The organism is Caulobacter sp. ErkDOM-C (genome assembly GCF_048541825.1).
Classification (GTDB): domain Bacteria; phylum Pseudomonadota; class Alphaproteobacteria; order Caulobacterales; family Caulobacteraceae; genus Caulobacter.
The window spans coordinates 201,553-216,487 of sequence record NZ_CP183332.1; the positions used below are offsets into that span (position 1 = coordinate 201,553).

General features: G+C 66.7%; 15 protein-coding genes and 1 pseudogene. 7 read left to right on the forward strand and 9 right to left on the reverse strand.

Going from position 1 to position 14,935, the window contains the following annotated elements; translation table 11 throughout:
• Nucleotides 1–507 precede the first annotated feature (507 nt).
• Nucleotides 508–2,841 carry a PAS domain S-box protein gene (locus tag ACN2C8_RS00935; RefSeq protein WP_419262217.1) on the forward strand — a complete coding sequence of 778 codons (2,334 nt, stop codon included), beginning with the start codon at nucleotides 508–510 and terminating at the stop codon, nucleotides 2,839–2,841.
• Nucleotides 2,842–3,106: 265 nt separating this feature from the next.
• On the opposite strand, the gene ACN2C8_RS00940 is transcribed toward ACN2C8_RS00935, so the two are convergent.
• The 3 genes from ACN2C8_RS00940 to ACN2C8_RS00950 are packed head-to-tail and all read right to left on the reverse strand — an operon-like array spanning nucleotide 3,107 to nucleotide 4,967.
• On the reverse strand, nucleotides 3,107–3,946 hold the full coding sequence (locus ACN2C8_RS00940; protein ID WP_419253938.1) for an aldo/keto reductase: 840 nt from the start codon (nucleotides 3,944–3,946) through the stop codon (nucleotides 3,107–3,109).
• A gap of 20 nt (nucleotides 3,947–3,966) precedes the next feature.
• Nucleotides 3,967–4,611, reverse strand: coding sequence for a Pr6Pr family membrane protein (locus ACN2C8_RS00945; RefSeq protein WP_419253939.1), 645 nt, complete (start codon nucleotides 4,609–4,611; stop codon nucleotides 3,967–3,969).
• On the reverse strand, nucleotides 4,608–4,967 hold the full coding sequence (locus ACN2C8_RS00950; RefSeq protein ID WP_419253940.1) for an MmcQ/YjbR family DNA-binding protein: 360 nt from the start codon (nucleotides 4,965–4,967) through the stop codon (nucleotides 4,608–4,610). Before ACN2C8_RS00950 ends, ACN2C8_RS00945 begins: the two co-directional genes overlap by 4 nt.
• A 35-nt stretch (nucleotides 4,968–5,002) precedes the next feature.
• Between ACN2C8_RS00950 and ACN2C8_RS00955 the strand changes: the two genes are divergently transcribed.
• On the forward strand, nucleotides 5,003–5,863 hold the full coding sequence (locus ACN2C8_RS00955; RefSeq protein ID WP_419253941.1) for an SDR family oxidoreductase: 861 nt from the start codon (nucleotides 5,003–5,005) through the stop codon (nucleotides 5,861–5,863).
• Between the two features lie 29 nt (nucleotides 5,864–5,892).
• Here ACN2C8_RS00955 and ACN2C8_RS00960 read toward each other — a convergent pair whose 3' ends face one another.
• From ACN2C8_RS00960 to ACN2C8_RS00970, 3 genes are all read right to left on the reverse strand, one after another.
• The gene (locus tag ACN2C8_RS00960) at nucleotides 5,893–6,393 is read right to left on the reverse strand and encodes a YkgJ family cysteine cluster protein (RefSeq protein WP_419253942.1); all 501 of its coding nucleotides are present in this window, start codon (nucleotides 6,391–6,393) and stop codon (nucleotides 5,893–5,895) included.
• A gap of 270 nt (nucleotides 6,394–6,663) precedes the next feature.
• On the reverse strand, nucleotides 6,664–7,008 hold the full coding sequence (locus ACN2C8_RS00965; protein ID WP_419253943.1) for a VOC family protein: 345 nt from the start codon (nucleotides 7,006–7,008) through the stop codon (nucleotides 6,664–6,666).
• Nucleotides 7,009–7,052: 44 nt separating this feature from the next.
• Nucleotides 7,053–7,712, reverse strand: a complete 660-nt coding sequence (locus tag ACN2C8_RS00970) for a class I SAM-dependent methyltransferase (protein WP_419253944.1) — start codon at nucleotides 7,710–7,712, stop codon at nucleotides 7,053–7,055.
• A gap of 37 nt (nucleotides 7,713–7,749) precedes the next feature.
• Here ACN2C8_RS00970 and ACN2C8_RS00975 point away from each other — a divergent pair.
• A pseudogene (locus ACN2C8_RS00975) lies at nucleotides 7,750–7,895 on the forward strand (hypothetical protein); the annotation flags it as partial.
• 8 nt (nucleotides 7,896–7,903) lie between these two features.
• On the opposite strand, the gene ACN2C8_RS00980 reads toward ACN2C8_RS00975, so the two are convergent.
• Nucleotides 7,904–8,860 (reverse strand): fatty acid desaturase family protein, encoded by a 957-nt coding sequence (locus ACN2C8_RS00980; protein ID WP_419253945.1) that lies wholly within the window; start codon nucleotides 8,858–8,860, stop codon nucleotides 7,904–7,906.
• Nucleotides 8,861–8,933: 73 nt separating this feature from the next.
• Between ACN2C8_RS00980 and ACN2C8_RS00985 the strand changes: the two genes are divergently transcribed.
• Nucleotides 8,934–9,278: a lysozyme inhibitor LprI family protein gene (locus tag ACN2C8_RS00985; RefSeq protein WP_419253946.1), complete on the forward strand. Its 345-nt coding sequence runs from the start codon at nucleotides 8,934–8,936 to the stop codon at nucleotides 9,276–9,278.
• 144 nt (nucleotides 9,279–9,422) lie between these two features.
• Here the strand turns inward: ACN2C8_RS00985 and ubiA are convergent, their stop codons facing one another.
• Entirely contained in the window at nucleotides 9,423–10,352 is a 930-nt protein-coding gene (gene ubiA / locus ACN2C8_RS00990; RefSeq protein WP_419253947.1) for a 4-hydroxybenzoate octaprenyltransferase, read from the reverse strand.
• 109 nt (nucleotides 10,353–10,461) lie between these two features.
• Between ubiA and ACN2C8_RS00995 the strand changes: the two genes are divergently transcribed.
• Nucleotides 10,462–10,725: a DUF454 family protein gene (locus ACN2C8_RS00995; protein ID WP_419253948.1), complete on the forward strand. Its 264-nt coding sequence runs from the start codon at nucleotides 10,462–10,464 to the stop codon at nucleotides 10,723–10,725.
• 42 nt (nucleotides 10,726–10,767) lie between these two features.
• Nucleotides 10,768–12,576 (forward strand): ABC transporter ATP-binding protein, encoded by a 1,809-nt coding sequence (locus ACN2C8_RS01000; protein ID WP_419253949.1) that lies wholly within the window; start codon nucleotides 10,768–10,770, stop codon nucleotides 12,574–12,576.
• On the opposite strand, the gene ACN2C8_RS01005 is transcribed toward ACN2C8_RS01000, so the two are convergent.
• A complete protein-coding gene (locus tag ACN2C8_RS01005) occupies nucleotides 12,573–14,348 on the reverse strand; it encodes a DUF4153 domain-containing protein (RefSeq protein WP_419253950.1) in 1,776 nt (591 codons plus the stop codon). The genes ACN2C8_RS01000 and ACN2C8_RS01005 overlap by 4 nt on opposite strands.
• 181 nt (nucleotides 14,349–14,529) lie before the next feature.
• Here ACN2C8_RS01005 and ACN2C8_RS01010 point away from each other — a divergent pair, with 181 nt between their 5' ends.
• Nucleotides 14,530–14,910, forward strand: a complete 381-nt coding sequence (locus ACN2C8_RS01010; RefSeq protein ID WP_419253951.1) for an iron chaperone — start codon at nucleotides 14,530–14,532, stop codon at nucleotides 14,908–14,910.
• Nucleotides 14,911–14,935 lie beyond the last annotated feature (25 nt).

Below are 14,935 nucleotides of genomic sequence, written 5' to 3' on the forward strand. Positions count from 1 at the left end.
AGCGGGGTCACCCCCATCCCTGCCCCCTTCCCCCATCAAAGGGGGAAGGGTTGTGTTTTGACTTCGAAAGTCGTGGACAGGCCCGCGCCCACCTCCACCAAACCCCGTCATCCCGGGGCTTGTCCCCGGGACCCATGGTTCAGCCGGCCCGCCTTCGATCATCCGTGCGCCGACCGTGCGGTGGACGGATGGGTCCCGGGAACAAGTCCCGGGATGACGGAGGATTATGGGTTCCGGGTACGAAGCCGCCGCCCTTCCCGGGCAGGGCCATCCTCATAGCTCACGTCGAAACGATCGCAGGGCGGATCAGGTCACTCGCGGACGGCCCGGCAAAGCCGCCGCCTCGCGTCGATTTGACACAGCGAATGCCGTTTCCTTTTCGCGAAAGCGCTCCACAGTCCATGCTGGCGTCCGACTGAATCGCCGGAAAGATTATGTCGGTTTTGACCCATCCGGCAGGGCAGGATTTTTCGTATGGTCTGCATGTCCAGCGCTGACCGATCCGCCATGCCCCCAGTCGACGATCAACAGTACCGAATCCTTCTCGACGCCGTGACCGACTACGCCATCTACATGCTCGACCCCGCGGGCATCGTCACAAGCTGGAACGCCGGGGCTCAACGTTTCAAGGGCTACATCGCCAGCGAAGTCATCGGGCGTGACTTCGCAATGTTTTACGCCGCCGAGGACCAGGCCAGAGGCGAATCTCAGGCAGCCCTCGCAACGGCTCGGGGACGCGGCCGCTATGAGTGCGAGGGGTGGCGGGTCCGCAAGGACGGGAGCCACTTCTGGGCCAGTGTCGTGATCACGCCCATCCATGACGGGATTGAACTTGTCGGGTTTGCCAAGATCACGCGTGACATCAGCGAGCGCAGGGAGGCGGAGCTAAGACTGGCCGCCGCCGCGGCTGAGGCCGCCCAACACGCGACCATGCTCAAGCTTTCCGAGGATATGGCGGGCGTTGGGACCTGGTCATGGGATGTGGCGACCGATCGCACTACCTGGTCGGATCAGGTCTACCGAATTCACGGCTACCCGATCGGCGTCGAACCGCCGCCTCTGCAAGGTGTTCTCGCCCGATACCATCCTGACGATGCGAAATTGCTGGGCGACTGTGTGCAGCGCGCGGTCTCCGAGGGGTGCGACTACGCCCTGGAGGCTCGGATCTACCGGCCCGATGGCGCAGAGCGGCAAGTCATCGCTCGCGGCGCTTGTCTGCGAGATGCAGGCGGCGCGATCAGCACGATTGTCGGCACGTTTCAGGACATCACCGAATATCTGACGACGTCGCGTTTCATCCGCACCCTGGCCGACAATCTGCCTGGCCTGGTCGCCTATTGGGACAGCACACTGCGTTGTCAATTTTCAAACGCCGCCTATTTGGAGTGGTTTGGCGTCTCTCCAGCCACGATGCTCAACATTACACTGCCAGAACTTCTGGGCCCTGAACTACTTGAGAAAAACGAACGGCACATCAGCGGCGTACTGGAAGGCCAACGGCAGACATTTCCACGCACTTTGGTCAAGCCATCCGGAGAGATCTGTCACACCTTAAGTCACTACATTCCAGACATCGACTCATCCGGGCAGACCCAGGGGTTCTATGTGCTGGTGAGCGACGTCACGCCGCTCAAGATTGCTGAAGAAAAACTTCAGGAAACCAATACCCTTTTGATGGCTGCGCGCGATCAGGCTGAAGCCGCCACGGCCGTGAAGGCAGAGTTCATGGCCAACATAAGCCACGAGCTTCGCACGCCACTCAACAGCATTATCGGCTTCTCTGAACTGTTGAAGCCCTGCCTGACGGATGATCCGAAAAGTCACCACTATGCCACCCGCATCAGTCACGCGGCTGAGGTTCTGCTCACGGAAGTGAACGACATACTGGACTTTTCCAAGCTTGAGGCTGGGCAGGTGGAGATCGAACTTCACCCTGTTCAGGTCGGCGCGTTCCTGGAAAATTCGGTCGGACTTATGGTTCCCCAGGCTGCCGAGAAGGCGCTGGCGCTGATCTGCGACATCGACCGGGCGCCAGACGGGGCGCTCATGCTCGACGGGGCGCGGCTGCGCCAGGTCTTGCTCAACCTGACCAGCAATGCCGTAAAGTTCACGGGCGAAGGCTCTGTCACGGTTTCAGTCGCGCCGATCGCACAAGATCAATGGCTCCGTTTTGAGGTGCGCGATACCGGCAGCGGCATCCCGGCGGAGCGCATCGATCGGCTGTTCAAACGGTTTTCACAGGTGGACGCCTCTACCGCCCGGCTGCACGGCGGCACGGGGCTTGGCCTGGCCATTTGCAAGGGGCTGGTCGAGGCGATGGGCGGCGTCATCGGCGTCACCAGTACTCTCGGTGAAGGCAGCATCTTCTTCTTCGAGGTGCCGCTGGTCAGGGCCGACGTCGACTTGCAGCCAGACCCCGATCACGCCGAACACGACGCCGATACGATCCAGGGGCTCAGCCTTTTGATCGTGGACGACAACGAGGCCAACCGGGAGCTCGTGCGTCTGATCAGCGAGAGCGTCGGCCTGGAGGTGGTCGAGGCGGACTGCGGTGAGGTCGCCGTCAGCCTGGCGCGCGGGCAACCGTTTGATCTGATCCTGATGGATATCCGGATGCCGGGCATGGGCGGGGAAGCCGCCGCGCGCGCCATCGTCGACGGTGCGGGACCAAACACCGATACGCCCATCCTGGCCTTCAGCGCCGATCTCGCGACCTCGTTTGAGCCCTCTGGCCCATTTTCGGGCACCATCGCCAAACCCATCGCCCCCGCCGTGCTCATTGATGGGCTGTACTACGCCCTGGAGGGTCAAGGGCGGCAGCGCGCGGCGGCGCACGGATAGCGGGTTGCGCCGAGGGGCACTGCCTACCTTCGCGTCGAGCCTGGGGTCGGGGTTCGATCCATAGCGGATGCAAGCTGCTCCCCCTCAGGGGGAGCTGTCGCGGAGCGACTGAGGGGGCAGCGCTGGCCTGACTTGAGTGGAGTTCTATCTGGGCCAGCGCAGCGCTGCCCCCTCCGGCCCTCTGGGCCACCTCCCCCAGAGGGGGAGGATCAGCGGGGCCAAGGGCCAAATCCCACCCGTGGAGGACACTCAAGAAGCCCGCCCCCTACCCCACATCCCACTGAAACGCCGGGTCGATCCAGTTCCCCATCCGCCCGTCCGGCCGCGCCAGGGCGAACACCGCCGCCATCTCGGCGTCGGTCAGCTCGAAATCCAGCACGTCGAAGTTCTCGGCGATGCGGGCCGGGGTCTTGGTGCGCGGGATGGCGATGATGCCCTGCTGGATCAGCCAGCGCAGCGCAGCCTGGCCCGGCGTCTTGCCGTGGGCCGCGCCGATGGCGATCAGCACCGGATCTTCGGCGACCTTGCCCTGGGCCAGGGGCGACCAGGCGGTGATCGAGGTTCCGGCCGCATGGGCGGCAGCGATCAGGGTCTTTTGCGACAGATAGGGGTGGTACTCGACCTGGTTGGTGGCGATCGGCGCTTTTGACAGCGCCTGGGCCTGGGCCATCACCGCCGAGGGGAAGTTCGACAGGCCGATGGCGCGGGTCAGGCCGCGGTCGCGCACGTCGTTGAGGGCAGCCATGGTCTGGGCCAGCGGCACGTCGGGCTTGGGCCAGTGCAGCAGCAACAGGTCGACATGGTCGACGCCCAGCTTTTCCAGGCTCTTTTCCGCCGAGCGCTGCAGGTCGCCGTCGGCGAAGTGGTCGACCCAGACCTTGGTGGTCAGGAAGATCTCGTCGCGCCTGATCCCGCTGGCGGCGATGGCTGCGCCGACGTCGCGCTCGTTGCGATAGATCTGGGCGGTGTCGATGTGGCGGTAGCCGATCTCCAGGGCCTGCTCGACCAGCGGCTGGGCCGAGCCGTTGTCCAGCTGCCAGGTGCCGAAACCCAGGGCGGGCATCAGGACATCGCCCGAACGGACGGCGGGAACGAGCTTGGACATCGGAAACTCCGGACGACGCGTTAGGCGGATATGGGCGTCCCGCGGCCATTGGCCAGCTTGGCCCGGGCCTGATGGATCAGGCTGAAGGCCAGGGCCACCAGCAGGAAGCCGCCCGCCATCACCAGCATGGTCACGATCACCGACAGGTAGCCATGCTTGCCGACATCAAAGAACGGATAGGGATAGAAGCCCGACATCGCGCCATGGGCCAGGGTCCAGAGGCCATAGAGCGCCGGAAAGACCAGGGCCTTGGCAGCCGTGGCCCGGCCGGTCTCGCCCTGACCGCCGCGCATCAGCCAGTCGACCAGGAACAGGGTGGGCGTGATCGTGTGCAGGATGATGTCCGACACCAGGCGCAGGCCCCGGGGGTCCCACAGGCCCGCCAGCAGGGTGTGATAGATCGCCGCCGTGATGGACAGATAGACGGCCACGCTGATCCGGGTCGAGGAGCGCTCGGCCCAGAGCCCCACGACCGAGGTCGGGGCGACCAGCGGCGCGGTCAGGACCACGGCGGCCAGGATGTTGCTGAGGATGGTGAAGTAGCTGAAGAACTCGACCGACTTGACCGAGCCCGAGGCCAGGGTCTCATCGTACACCATCAGGACGTACTGCAGCGCCGGACCCAGGCAGGCCAGGGCGGCGATCACGATGCGCCAGGGTCTCATGCGGTCTCCGTTTTTGCGGCGTCCCAGGCTTTGAGCGCCTTCTTGGGGGCGGTCGCGCGCCACTGCCGTTCGATCAGCCGTTCCACCGTTCCCGGGTGAACCTGTGACAGACGAACAAGAACATACGGATAATTCCGGAAGTGATTGGTGACATAGAAGGTGTCCGGCTCGGCTTGCATCAGCATCTCGCGCTCGTCGAACGCCACGCCGGGGCAGACCAGGGTGTCGCCGTCCTCGTAGAGCCTTGTCAGGAACTTGCCGTGGGCCTTCAGGCAGGGGCGGCCATAGGCCGTGCCGTCCTCGACCCCGGGCAGGGTGAAGGCGAAGGCGCGCACCGCGTCAAAGCTCATGGCCATGGGCGTTTTTCTCCCTGCTGGACTATAGAAACACGATGACCGTTTCGAACACCCTGAAGACGCCGGTGCTGGTGCTGGGCGCGACCAGCCTGATCGGCGGCTATCTGCTGGATCGCCTGCGCGCGGCCGGTGTCGACCCGGTGGCGGTCAGCCGTCGGCCGCCGTCCGGCGAGGCCTGCTGGCTGGACGCCGACCTGTCCGATCCGCATCTGGAAGACGGTCTGCCGCCGGTGGCGACGGTGTTTTCGCTGTCGCCGATCTGGCTGTTGCCCGCCGCCCTGCCGGCCCTGAAGGCCCGGGGCATGACCCGGCTGGTGGCCTTTTCCTCGACCAGCCGCTTCACCAAACAGGCGTCGGACGTTCCCGCAGAGCGCGCCGTGGCCGCCAGCCTGGCCGACGCCGAGGCGGCGGTGGAGCGGTTCTGCGCCAGCCAGGGCGTGGCCTGGACCGTGCTGCGGCCGACCCTGATCTATGACGAGGGCCGCGACGGCAATGTCAGCCGCCTGGCCAGCCTGATCCGTCGGTTCGGCGTCCTGCCGCTGTCGGGCCAGGGCGAGGGCCTGCGCCAGCCGGTGCATGCCCAGGACCTGGCCATCGGCGCCCTGGCGGCGGCGACTGCCACGGCCGCGCAGAACCGGGCCTATGACCTGGTAGGCGGCGAGACCCTGACCTATCGCCAGATGGCCACGCGGGTGTTCGAGGGGCTGGGGCGGCGGCCGGTGGTGGTCTCTCTGCCGCCGGCTCTGTTCGGGCTGATGCTGAAGGCGGCCTCGCCGTTCCTGCCCGGGGCCACGGCGGCCATGGGCGCGCGGATGGGGGTGGACCTGACCTTCGACAGCAGGGATGCGACGCGGGATTTCGGTTGGGCGCCGCGGGATTTCCGGCCGAAGTTCTGATCCTTCTCCCGCAAGGGGAGAAGGGGAGTTCAGACGTCGCTTAGCACCATGGCGAACGGCACCTGCAGGCCGTCGCGTTCGACATAGCCGCTGACCACCTTGTGGTCGGGATTGAGCACGCCCAGGTCGACGTCTTCGGACGGGAACATCACCACCCGGCGATCGCCGATGCAGATCATCAGCTCAAAGCCGTCATAGGCCCGCTGCGACATGGCTTTCAGCTTGGAATAATAGGGCTCGCGCTTCCACGAGGTCGGCTTGCCGGTGTCGACTACGACGTTCAGGCGCTTGCCGTCCTTGTCGGGATACATCAGGAACCCGGCCTTGTCGGGCCGCCAGTTGTCGTCGAGGCGCACCGAGTCCAGCCACAGGCAGGTAAAGCCCCGGCAGGCCTGGGGGCGGGCCTCGTAATTGCCGCAGCCGCCGCCCTTCTTGAAATGGCCGCACCAGACGCCGGCGGCCTTTTCCAGTTCGCTGATGTGCAGGACCTTGCAGCACATTCCGCAATCGCCGCAGCTTCGCTCGCTCATCTGATCTGGCCCCGATACTCCGGGGCCGGACATTAGCGACGGCGTGTGACGGTTTTTTAGAGGCTCCCCCTTGGGGGAGGGCTACCGCCCATGGACCGCATCCCTAAATTGTCATCCCGGACAAGCCCGGCGAAGCCGGGCGCAGATCCGGGACCGACCAGGAACGCGGCGCTCAGGCGACGGTCCCGGATCTTCGCGCTGCGCGCTCGTCCGGGATGACAGCCGCTTTTTGGTCACAGGCGATAGGCCCCCAACGGGGGGGATCTGAAACTACCCCTCAGTCCAGACGGCCAGTTCGTTGCCGCCCGGATCCATGAAATGGAACCGGCGGCCGCCGGGAAAGCTGAAGATCGGCGTGCTGATCACCCCGCCGGCGGCGACAACCCGGGCCTCCATGGCTTCGAGGTCGTGCGCGTACAGGATCACCAATGGCTTGGGCGGCGGCGTCGTCTCGGGCGTGAAAAACCCACCGTGTGTGCCCTGGTCCTCGAAGGCGACATAGTCCGGGCCATAGTCGGCGAAGGTCCAGCCGAAGGCGGTCTGGTAGAAGGCCTTGGTGCCCGGCAGGTCGCCGGAAGGCCATTCGATATAGTCGATCTTGCCGTCTTCGCGCATGGTCAGGGCCTCCTGAAATGTTCCGCTAATGTTCTAAAATGCCGTCACGGCAGAGTCCAGACGCAGGTGCGCTTGACGGCGAAATCTTCCAGCTCGCGGGTGGTCTCGACCTGGTATTCGGCCAGCTTGATCAGGTCGTCCTTGCGGAAATAGGTCCGGCCCGGATCGCCGATCAGCACGGCCGATCCAGCCGCGCGGCCCTGGCGCATCCAGGCCATCACCGCCTCGGCCATCGGTTTCTCGTAGCAGATGTCGCCGGCCAGCAGCACGTCGCAGGCGGGCGGCGGGCCGTCCAGCAGGTTGGCGTCGGTGAAGGCGATCTCGACCCCGTTGACCCCGGCGTTCAGGCTGACGGCGGCCTGGCAGAAGCTGTCGATGTCATTGGCCAGCACGCTCTTGGCGCCCGCCTTCATCGCCGCGATGGCCACGATCCCCGAGCCGGTGGCGAAGTCGACTACGGTCTTGCCGGCCACGCTCGTGGGGTTGTCGAGGATGTAGCGCGCCAGGGCCTGTCCGCCCGCCCAGGCAAAGGCCCAGAACGGCGGGGCCAGGCCCAGTTCTTCCAGGGCCTCCTCGGTCAGCGTCCAGATCGGGGTGATCTCGTCGGCCAGATGCAGGGAAAGCTCGGGCGCATGCGGCGGCGCCTGGACGCGGGTGTTCTGAAGAATGAAGGCGCGGCGGCCTTCCAGCGTCTGGTCGATCATCGCGCGCTTAGAGCACTACCGAGACCATCAAGCCAACATGCCCATCTATCTTCCGTCATTCCCGCCCTCGTGGCGGGAACCTCTCTGTCCGCCGCAGGTGCGGAAGGGCGGACCGCTGGCGGTCCGAATGCGCTTCACGTGTCAGCTGAACCAGGGGTTCCCGCCACAAGGGCGGGAATGACGGACTGAGTTTAGCCGGCGACCGGTTTGCTCGACGCTTCCCTCAGCACGCTCAGATACCCCGGCGCGGTCAACATCCCGCCCGTCAGGCCCTTCTGCTCCAGCAGCCGGTGCGCCAGCGGCAGGTTCCAGCACGGGGTGTGCATGAACATGTGGTGCTCGGCGTGGAAATTGACCTGGTAGGGCGCGATCAGCAGGCGCTCGATCCCGTTGGCCTTGGTGGTGCGGGCGTGACGGAACGGGTCGGGCTCGTCGCGGGCCACCAGAGCGTGTTCGGCGATGTTGCGCAGGCGGGTGACCAACGGGAACCAGGTCGCCATCGGCACGATCCACAGGGCCAGCCACGCCCACCATAGACCTACCGCCGACAGGGCGACGAGCAGGCCGAGATTCCACAGCAGGAACGGCTTCTGGCGGGCGATCTCGCCGCTGAAGATCGCGCCTTTCGGCTGGCCAATGGCTTTCGAGCCCTTCAGCTTGCCGAGCAGGGGGCCGAACCGCTGCTTGAAGAAGGTCTGGCCGGTCAGGTCGCGGATGATCTTGCGGTTCAGCGACTGCCGCGTGGTCGGGAACGGGGCCGACAGGATCAGGTCGGGGTCTTCGGCCTGCTGGGCGTATTTGTGGTGGGTCAGGTGATAGGGGCGATAGCTCTTCAGCGACGCGCCGGTCGGGGCCGCGCACAGCCACTCGCCGATCCAGTCATTGACCTTGAGGCTGGGGTGCAGGCCGCCATGGGCCGCCTCGTGCATCAGGATCGCCAGGCCCAGCTGCCGCGCGCCGATGATCATCACCGCCAGCAGGTAGGTGAGGGGATTGGGGAAGGCCACGAACAGGGCGCCGGCCAGCAGGATCGTGCCCCAGGCGTGGGCCACCATCCAGATCCCGCGCCATGACGAGCGCGCCGAGACCCTCGCCCATTCCTCGAGTGTGAAAAGGTCCAGCGGCTTGACGCGTGAGGCAACGGTCATGGAACCATCATCTCACATTCAGCTTGGGTCATGAAGGATGACGTGGCGTCATCGCCCTTTCGGAGATTTCCCCATGCGTCTCGTGTCCCTCGGCCTCATTCTCGCGATCACCTGCATGGCCGGCTCGGCCAGCGCCGCCAGCTTCGACTGCAAAAAGGCCCGCACGGCCGACGAGAAGGCGATCTGCGCCGAACGCGCCCTCAACGACAAGGACGTGCGGATGAACGAACTCTACGGCATCAACAAACGCACCCTGGCCATGGGCGGACGCGGCGCGCTTCAGGACCAGCAGCGCGACTGGCTGCAGGGTCGCCACAAGTGTGGAAGCAACAAGGCCTGCCTGAACCGCGCCTATGACGGGCGGCTGGCCGAGCTCGAGAAGGGCATGGAGCGGATCTACAGCAGCGGGCCGTTCTGACCGGATCCACCTTTTACCGTCATCCCGGGACTTGTTCCCGGGACCCATGGTTCAGCTTCATCGTGAGCGCGCTTTTGGGCTCCGCCCCTGCGGCGGACAAATGGGTCCCGGGAACAAGTCCCGGGATGACGGGGATTGGAAGGCCTAAAACCGCGTCTCCGGCTTCCACAGCCCCGCCACCAGAGCCAGAAACAACACCAGCCCCGCCAGGGTGTTGGACTTGAACAGCTTCAACGCGCCCGCCGGATCGTCCAGCCGCAGCGCGGCAGCCTGCCGTGACAGATGCACTGCGAACAGCGCGACCAGCGGCAGGAACAGCGCCCCCAGATTGCCAACCCAGGCCGCCGCCACGGCCAGCACGAACGACGCCGCATAGAAGGCCGCGACGCCATACTGCGCCTTGTCGCCCAGCTTGCGGGCCGAGGACTTCACCCCGGCCAGGGCGTCGTCTTCCAGGTCCTGCACGGCGTAGATGGTGTCATAGCCCAGGGTCCAGAAAATGCCCGACGCGTAGAGCAGGGCGGCGGTCCAGCTCAGATGTCCCGTGGCGGCGGCATAGCCCAGCAGGACGCCCCAGTTGAAGGTCAGGCCCAGCCAGGCCTGCGGCCACCAGGTGATGCGCTTCATGAACGGATAGGCGGCGACCAGGCCCAGCGACAGCACGCCCAGCCCGATCGCCAGCCAGCCCAGGCAGACCAGGATCAGGAAACTCACCCCGCAGCAGCCGATCACGAAGGCCCAGGCCTGTTTGACGCTGATCTGCCCCGCCGGGATCGGCCTCATGGCGGTACGGCTGACCTGGGCGTCGAAATCGCGGTCGATGATGTCGTTGAAGGCGCAGCCGGCCGCCCGCATCAGGGCCGCGCCGACGAAGAAGGCGATCAGCAGCAACGGGTTGGGCCATTGGCCCTTCTCGGCCCCGGCCAGGGCGATGCCCTGCCAGCCGGGCAGCATCAGCAGCCAGATCCCGGCCGGCCGGTCAAAACGCCCCAGCTTCAGCCAAGGGCGCAGCGCCGGCGGCGCATGGCGGTCGACCCAGTTGGTCGGGGCGGCGTCGGGCAGGATGGTCGTCATGGGGCCAAGGCTTAGCGAGGTTCCGCCGAACCGGAAAGACGTCACGCGGCGGCGGCCAGAGACGGCGGCCGCGCTCGACAGCAACCGTCAGAGGCGCGATGGTTGCCGGATGAGCGTCGATCCCGATCGCAAAGCCCGCCGCCGCCTGACCCGCGCCGAGCGCTGGGCGCTTGACGGTCTGGGCGGGGCCCTGGTCGCCACCGGCGCGGTAGGCATTGTGGTGCCGGGCATGCCGACCACGGTGTTCTGGATCGGGGCGGTGGTCTGTTTTCTCAAGACCCGGCCTTTGGTGGTGCGGCCCCTGCTGCGCACACCGATCGTCGGCCCGGCGATCATCGGCTTTCTGAGGTGGCGGCCGTTCAGACGGCGCTAGGTTCTCGCCTCAGAGCGCCAAACCCCCTATCTACCGCCCATCATGAGCGACTTCATCGACGACGAAGACGAAGCGGGAAACCGCAAGCGGGTGCTGTCCAACGGGCAGGTGCTGGGCTTTATCGCGCAGTTCTGGAAGCGGCGGCCGGTGCTGTTTGGGCTGGGCGTTGCCCTGACCCTGGCCGCCGTGGCCTTCGACCTGGCCCTGCCCTATGCCTCGGGACACCTGATCGATGCGGTGGTCGAAAAGCCGCGCGGCGACCCGGCGGCCTGGTCGGCGCTGTGGCTGTTCGTCGGCGTCTATTTCGCCTTTGCGGTGGTGCGCAACATCTCGCACCGGTTCTGGATTCCGCTGGCCGCCCGCAACATGGAAGAGATGACCAACGAGGGCTTTGCCAAGGTGCAGGCCTTCTCGTCGGACTGGCACGCCGACAGCTTCGCCGGGGCCACGGTGCGCAAGCTGACCCGGGCCATGTGGGGCTATGACAGCGTCACCGACGCGGTGACTATCTGGCTGGGTCCGGGCCTGGTGGTGCTGTTTGGCCTGTCGATCATGATGCTGTTTCGCCAGCCGATGGCGGGTGTGATCTCGCTGGTGGTGATCGTCGCCTATCTGGCCGCCAACCTGATCGTCATCGAGCGCTATGTGCGGCCCAGCAACCTGCGCTCCAACGCCCTGGACTCGCAGATCGGCGGGGCCCTGGCCGATGCCATAACCTCCAACCCCACCGTCAAGAGCTTCGGGGCCGAGGCCCGCGAGACCGCCCGCATCGCCCAGGTCACCGCCCAGTGGCGCGACGCGGTGATGGTCACCTGGAACCGCTTCACCGACGTGTGGCTGGGTCAGAACCTGCTGCTGGTGGTTTTGCAGGCCGGCCTGACCGGCTCGATGGTCTGGGGCTGGAGCCAGGGCACCGCCGGCCCCGGCGACGTGGCCTTCGCCATCACCGCCTTCATGCTGATGAGCGGCTATCTGCGCAATCTGGGCGAAAACATCCGCATGCTGCAGAAGGGCCTGGACGACAGCGAGGACGTCGCCGCCTGGGACCGTCTGGCCCCGCAGATCGCCGACGCGCCCGAGGCTCCGGCCTTCAAGCCCAATATCGGGAAAGAGGGTCCCGGCGCGATCGCCTTCGAGACCGTGACCTTCCGCTACAAGGCGGCCGGCGCGCCGCTGTATGACCAGTTCTCGCTGACCATCGCGCCCGGCGAGCGGGTGGCGCTGGTGGGACCGACGGGCTCGGGCAAGTCGACCTTCGTCAAGCTGATCCAGCGCCTGCACGACCTGCAGGGCGGCCGCATCGTCATCGACGGCCAGGACGTGTCGGCGGTGACGCAAGGCTCCCTGCGCCGGGCCATCGCGGTGGTGCCGCAGGACCCGGCCCTGTTCCACCGCACGCTGCTGGAGAACATTGCCTACGGCAAGCCGGACGCCACCCGCGAAGAGATCGAGGACGCGGCCCGCAAGGCCCACGCCCACGACTTCATCCTGCAACTACCCAAGGGCTACGAGACCCTGGTCGGCGAGCGCGGCGTCAAGCTGTCGGGCGGCGAGCGCCAGCGCGTGGCCATCGCCCGCGCCTTCCTGGCCGACGCCCCGATCCTGGTGCTGGACGAGGCGACCTCATCGCTGGACGTCGAGACCGAGGCCGAGGTCCAGATCGCCGCCGAGAGCCTGATGGCCGGCCGCACCACCATCGTCATCGCCCACCGCCTGTCGACCGTGCGCGGCGCCGACCGCATCCTGGTGTTCCAGAAGGGCCGGGTGGTCGAGGAAGGCCGCCATGCCGAGCTGAAAGCCAGGGGCGGGGTCTATGCGCGGCTCAACGCGGTCAGCGAGGGGGTGGGTTAGAAGGCCGCGTTGCTGAGCGGGCTTGGCGCGACCGGCGGGCCTTTCGGGCGGTCGGATTTGGATTCTGCGCTGGCGCAGCCGTCACCCGCCGGAACCAGGAACAGCCTGCGTCCGCCGACCAGGATATCCCGGCGCGGCGTGGGCTCGGCCAGCAGGACAGTGCCCGCCTTCAGAGCGGCGGCCAGATCGACGGTGTCGCAGACATAAGGCGTCTCGGCCGTCTTGCGCCACCGCGCGCCGTCGAAGCTGAACACGTCGAAACTGGCGCCGCCGGCAAGGAGGACTTCGTCTTTCCCGTCCGCATTGACGTCGAGCAGCAGGGCCTGGCACTGCGAGCCTTGGCCGATGCAGCCCGATCCGGAGTCGTCGCGCCAGTCCTGGCGCAGGAAGCTTTCGGGCAGGGCGCGGCCGGCCGGATAGACCGCCAGCTTGGACAGATCGATCTTCTCGATGACCGGCGCAATCTTGGTCGCCTGGGCCGCCACCGTCTTGGCGCGGGAGGCGATCGCCGCGTCCTGGCTCGCCTTCAGCTTTTCCAGCGCCGCCTTGCCATAGCGTCCGCTGTCAAAGCGCAGAAACTGGAAGTCAAAGGCCTCGGCCTTGACCTTGCCCCGCTCCAGCCGCCCCACCTGATCCTGCACCGACAGCCGGGCCGGATCGGCGATCGGGGTGAACAGGGCCAGGATCAGGGCGATGGCCACGAAGGCCTGAACGATGTTGGTCCGCTCCAGGGCCTTCATCCAGGCGCCCGGTCGCACGGCGGCGATCGTGTAGCCCACGGCATAGCCCATCGCGACCACCACGAAGGCGGCGGCGAACACGCGCTCGGGCGTCAGGCCGTACTGGCCGATGCGCAGGGCCAGGCCATAGGCGGCCAGCAGGCTGATCGGGACGAGCAGCAGGCCGGCGATCCGCGCGGCCCATTTCAGGACCACCGGCGGGGCGTCCTCGCCGTCCTGATAGGCGGCGTTGATCAGCACGATCAGGTGGGCGGCGGCGGTCAGCAGCAGGGCGGTGGCGGCCTTGGTCTTCCACAGCGGCTCCAGCCCCGTGAACGGCAGGCTGGCCAGGAAGGCCGCCGCGATCAGGGTCATCAGCGGCAGCAGCCAGGCCAGCAGGGTCAGGGCCACGGTGCGCACGCCCCGCACCAGGGTCGAGCGCACGTCGGTCAGCTGAACCGCAGCGGCGAACATCACCGTGGTGGCGGGGAAGGCGAAGGCCTCCTCGGCGATCAGCTTCTGGAACGCCTCGATGCCGATCAGCTTGAACAGCGAGGCGCCGAGGAACAGCAGGATCCAGAACGCCCCGGTAAAGGCCGCCGAGAGGGCCAGCTGCACCCCGTGCATCCAGGTGATGTCGAAATAGGCCGGATAGTGAGCCACGACCCGCCGCTCGGCCTCAGCCGGCTGGATCAGGTGGTGGGCGATGAACAGGCCGGCGGCGATGGCCGCAAAAACCGGGAAGTCGGGCATCTTGTCGGCGTCGACGCCCTGCCAGGCGCCATAGGAGGCCAGGCCCGCCGCGAAGGCGGCCGCCCCCAGCGCCCAGACGATCAGGCTGTTGCGACGCAGGGCCCCGATCCCGGCCAGCACCACGAACGGCGCAAACAGCGCCACCAGCACCAGCGGCGCGAAGGCCAGGGGCTGGGTGGCCGGCCAGACCTTGGCCTCCTGCGCCTGGTGCAGCAGGAACAGCGCCAGGCCCTGCAGCAGCCCCGTTCCCAGCCGGATGGCGGTGGTGGTCCGGGCTGATTGGCTCGTCGTATGGTCCATAGCCGTGTCCTCACCTGCGCCGCGACAGGACCACGCCCTGAGCCCGTTGTGAAGCTGGCGATGACGGGCGCACATTTTCCGCCTCGGTGCGTGCGGGTCTGTCGCCGGGCGATTGCTCCGGAACGGATGTCAGACCAGGCTGTGGCGGCACGTCCGCGAAGACCCTCAGGGAGGAACCGCCGTGAAAGCCGCCGCCGCCTCGATCGACGCCTATCTCGCCGAGGTTCCGCCCGACCAGCGCGCCGCGCTGGAAGCCCTGCGCCGCCAGATCCGCGACGCGGCTCCGGACGCGGAAGAGTGCATCAGCTATGGCCTGCCCAGCTTCCGCCTGAACGGCCTGCTGGTGCATTTCGGCGCCGCCAAGCGCCACTGCGCCTTCTATCCGCACAACGTGATCGAACCCTTCGCCGACCGGCTGAAAGCCTATGACACCAGCAAGGGCACGATCCGTTTTCAGCCGGCTGCGCCGCTGCCTGAGGCGCTGGTGCGCGAGATCGTCCAGTATCGGGTCGTCCAGAACCTCGAGATCGCCGCCGAACGCGCGGCGCGGAAACGGCGCTAAGGGATCCCTCCCTCTATGAGAGAGG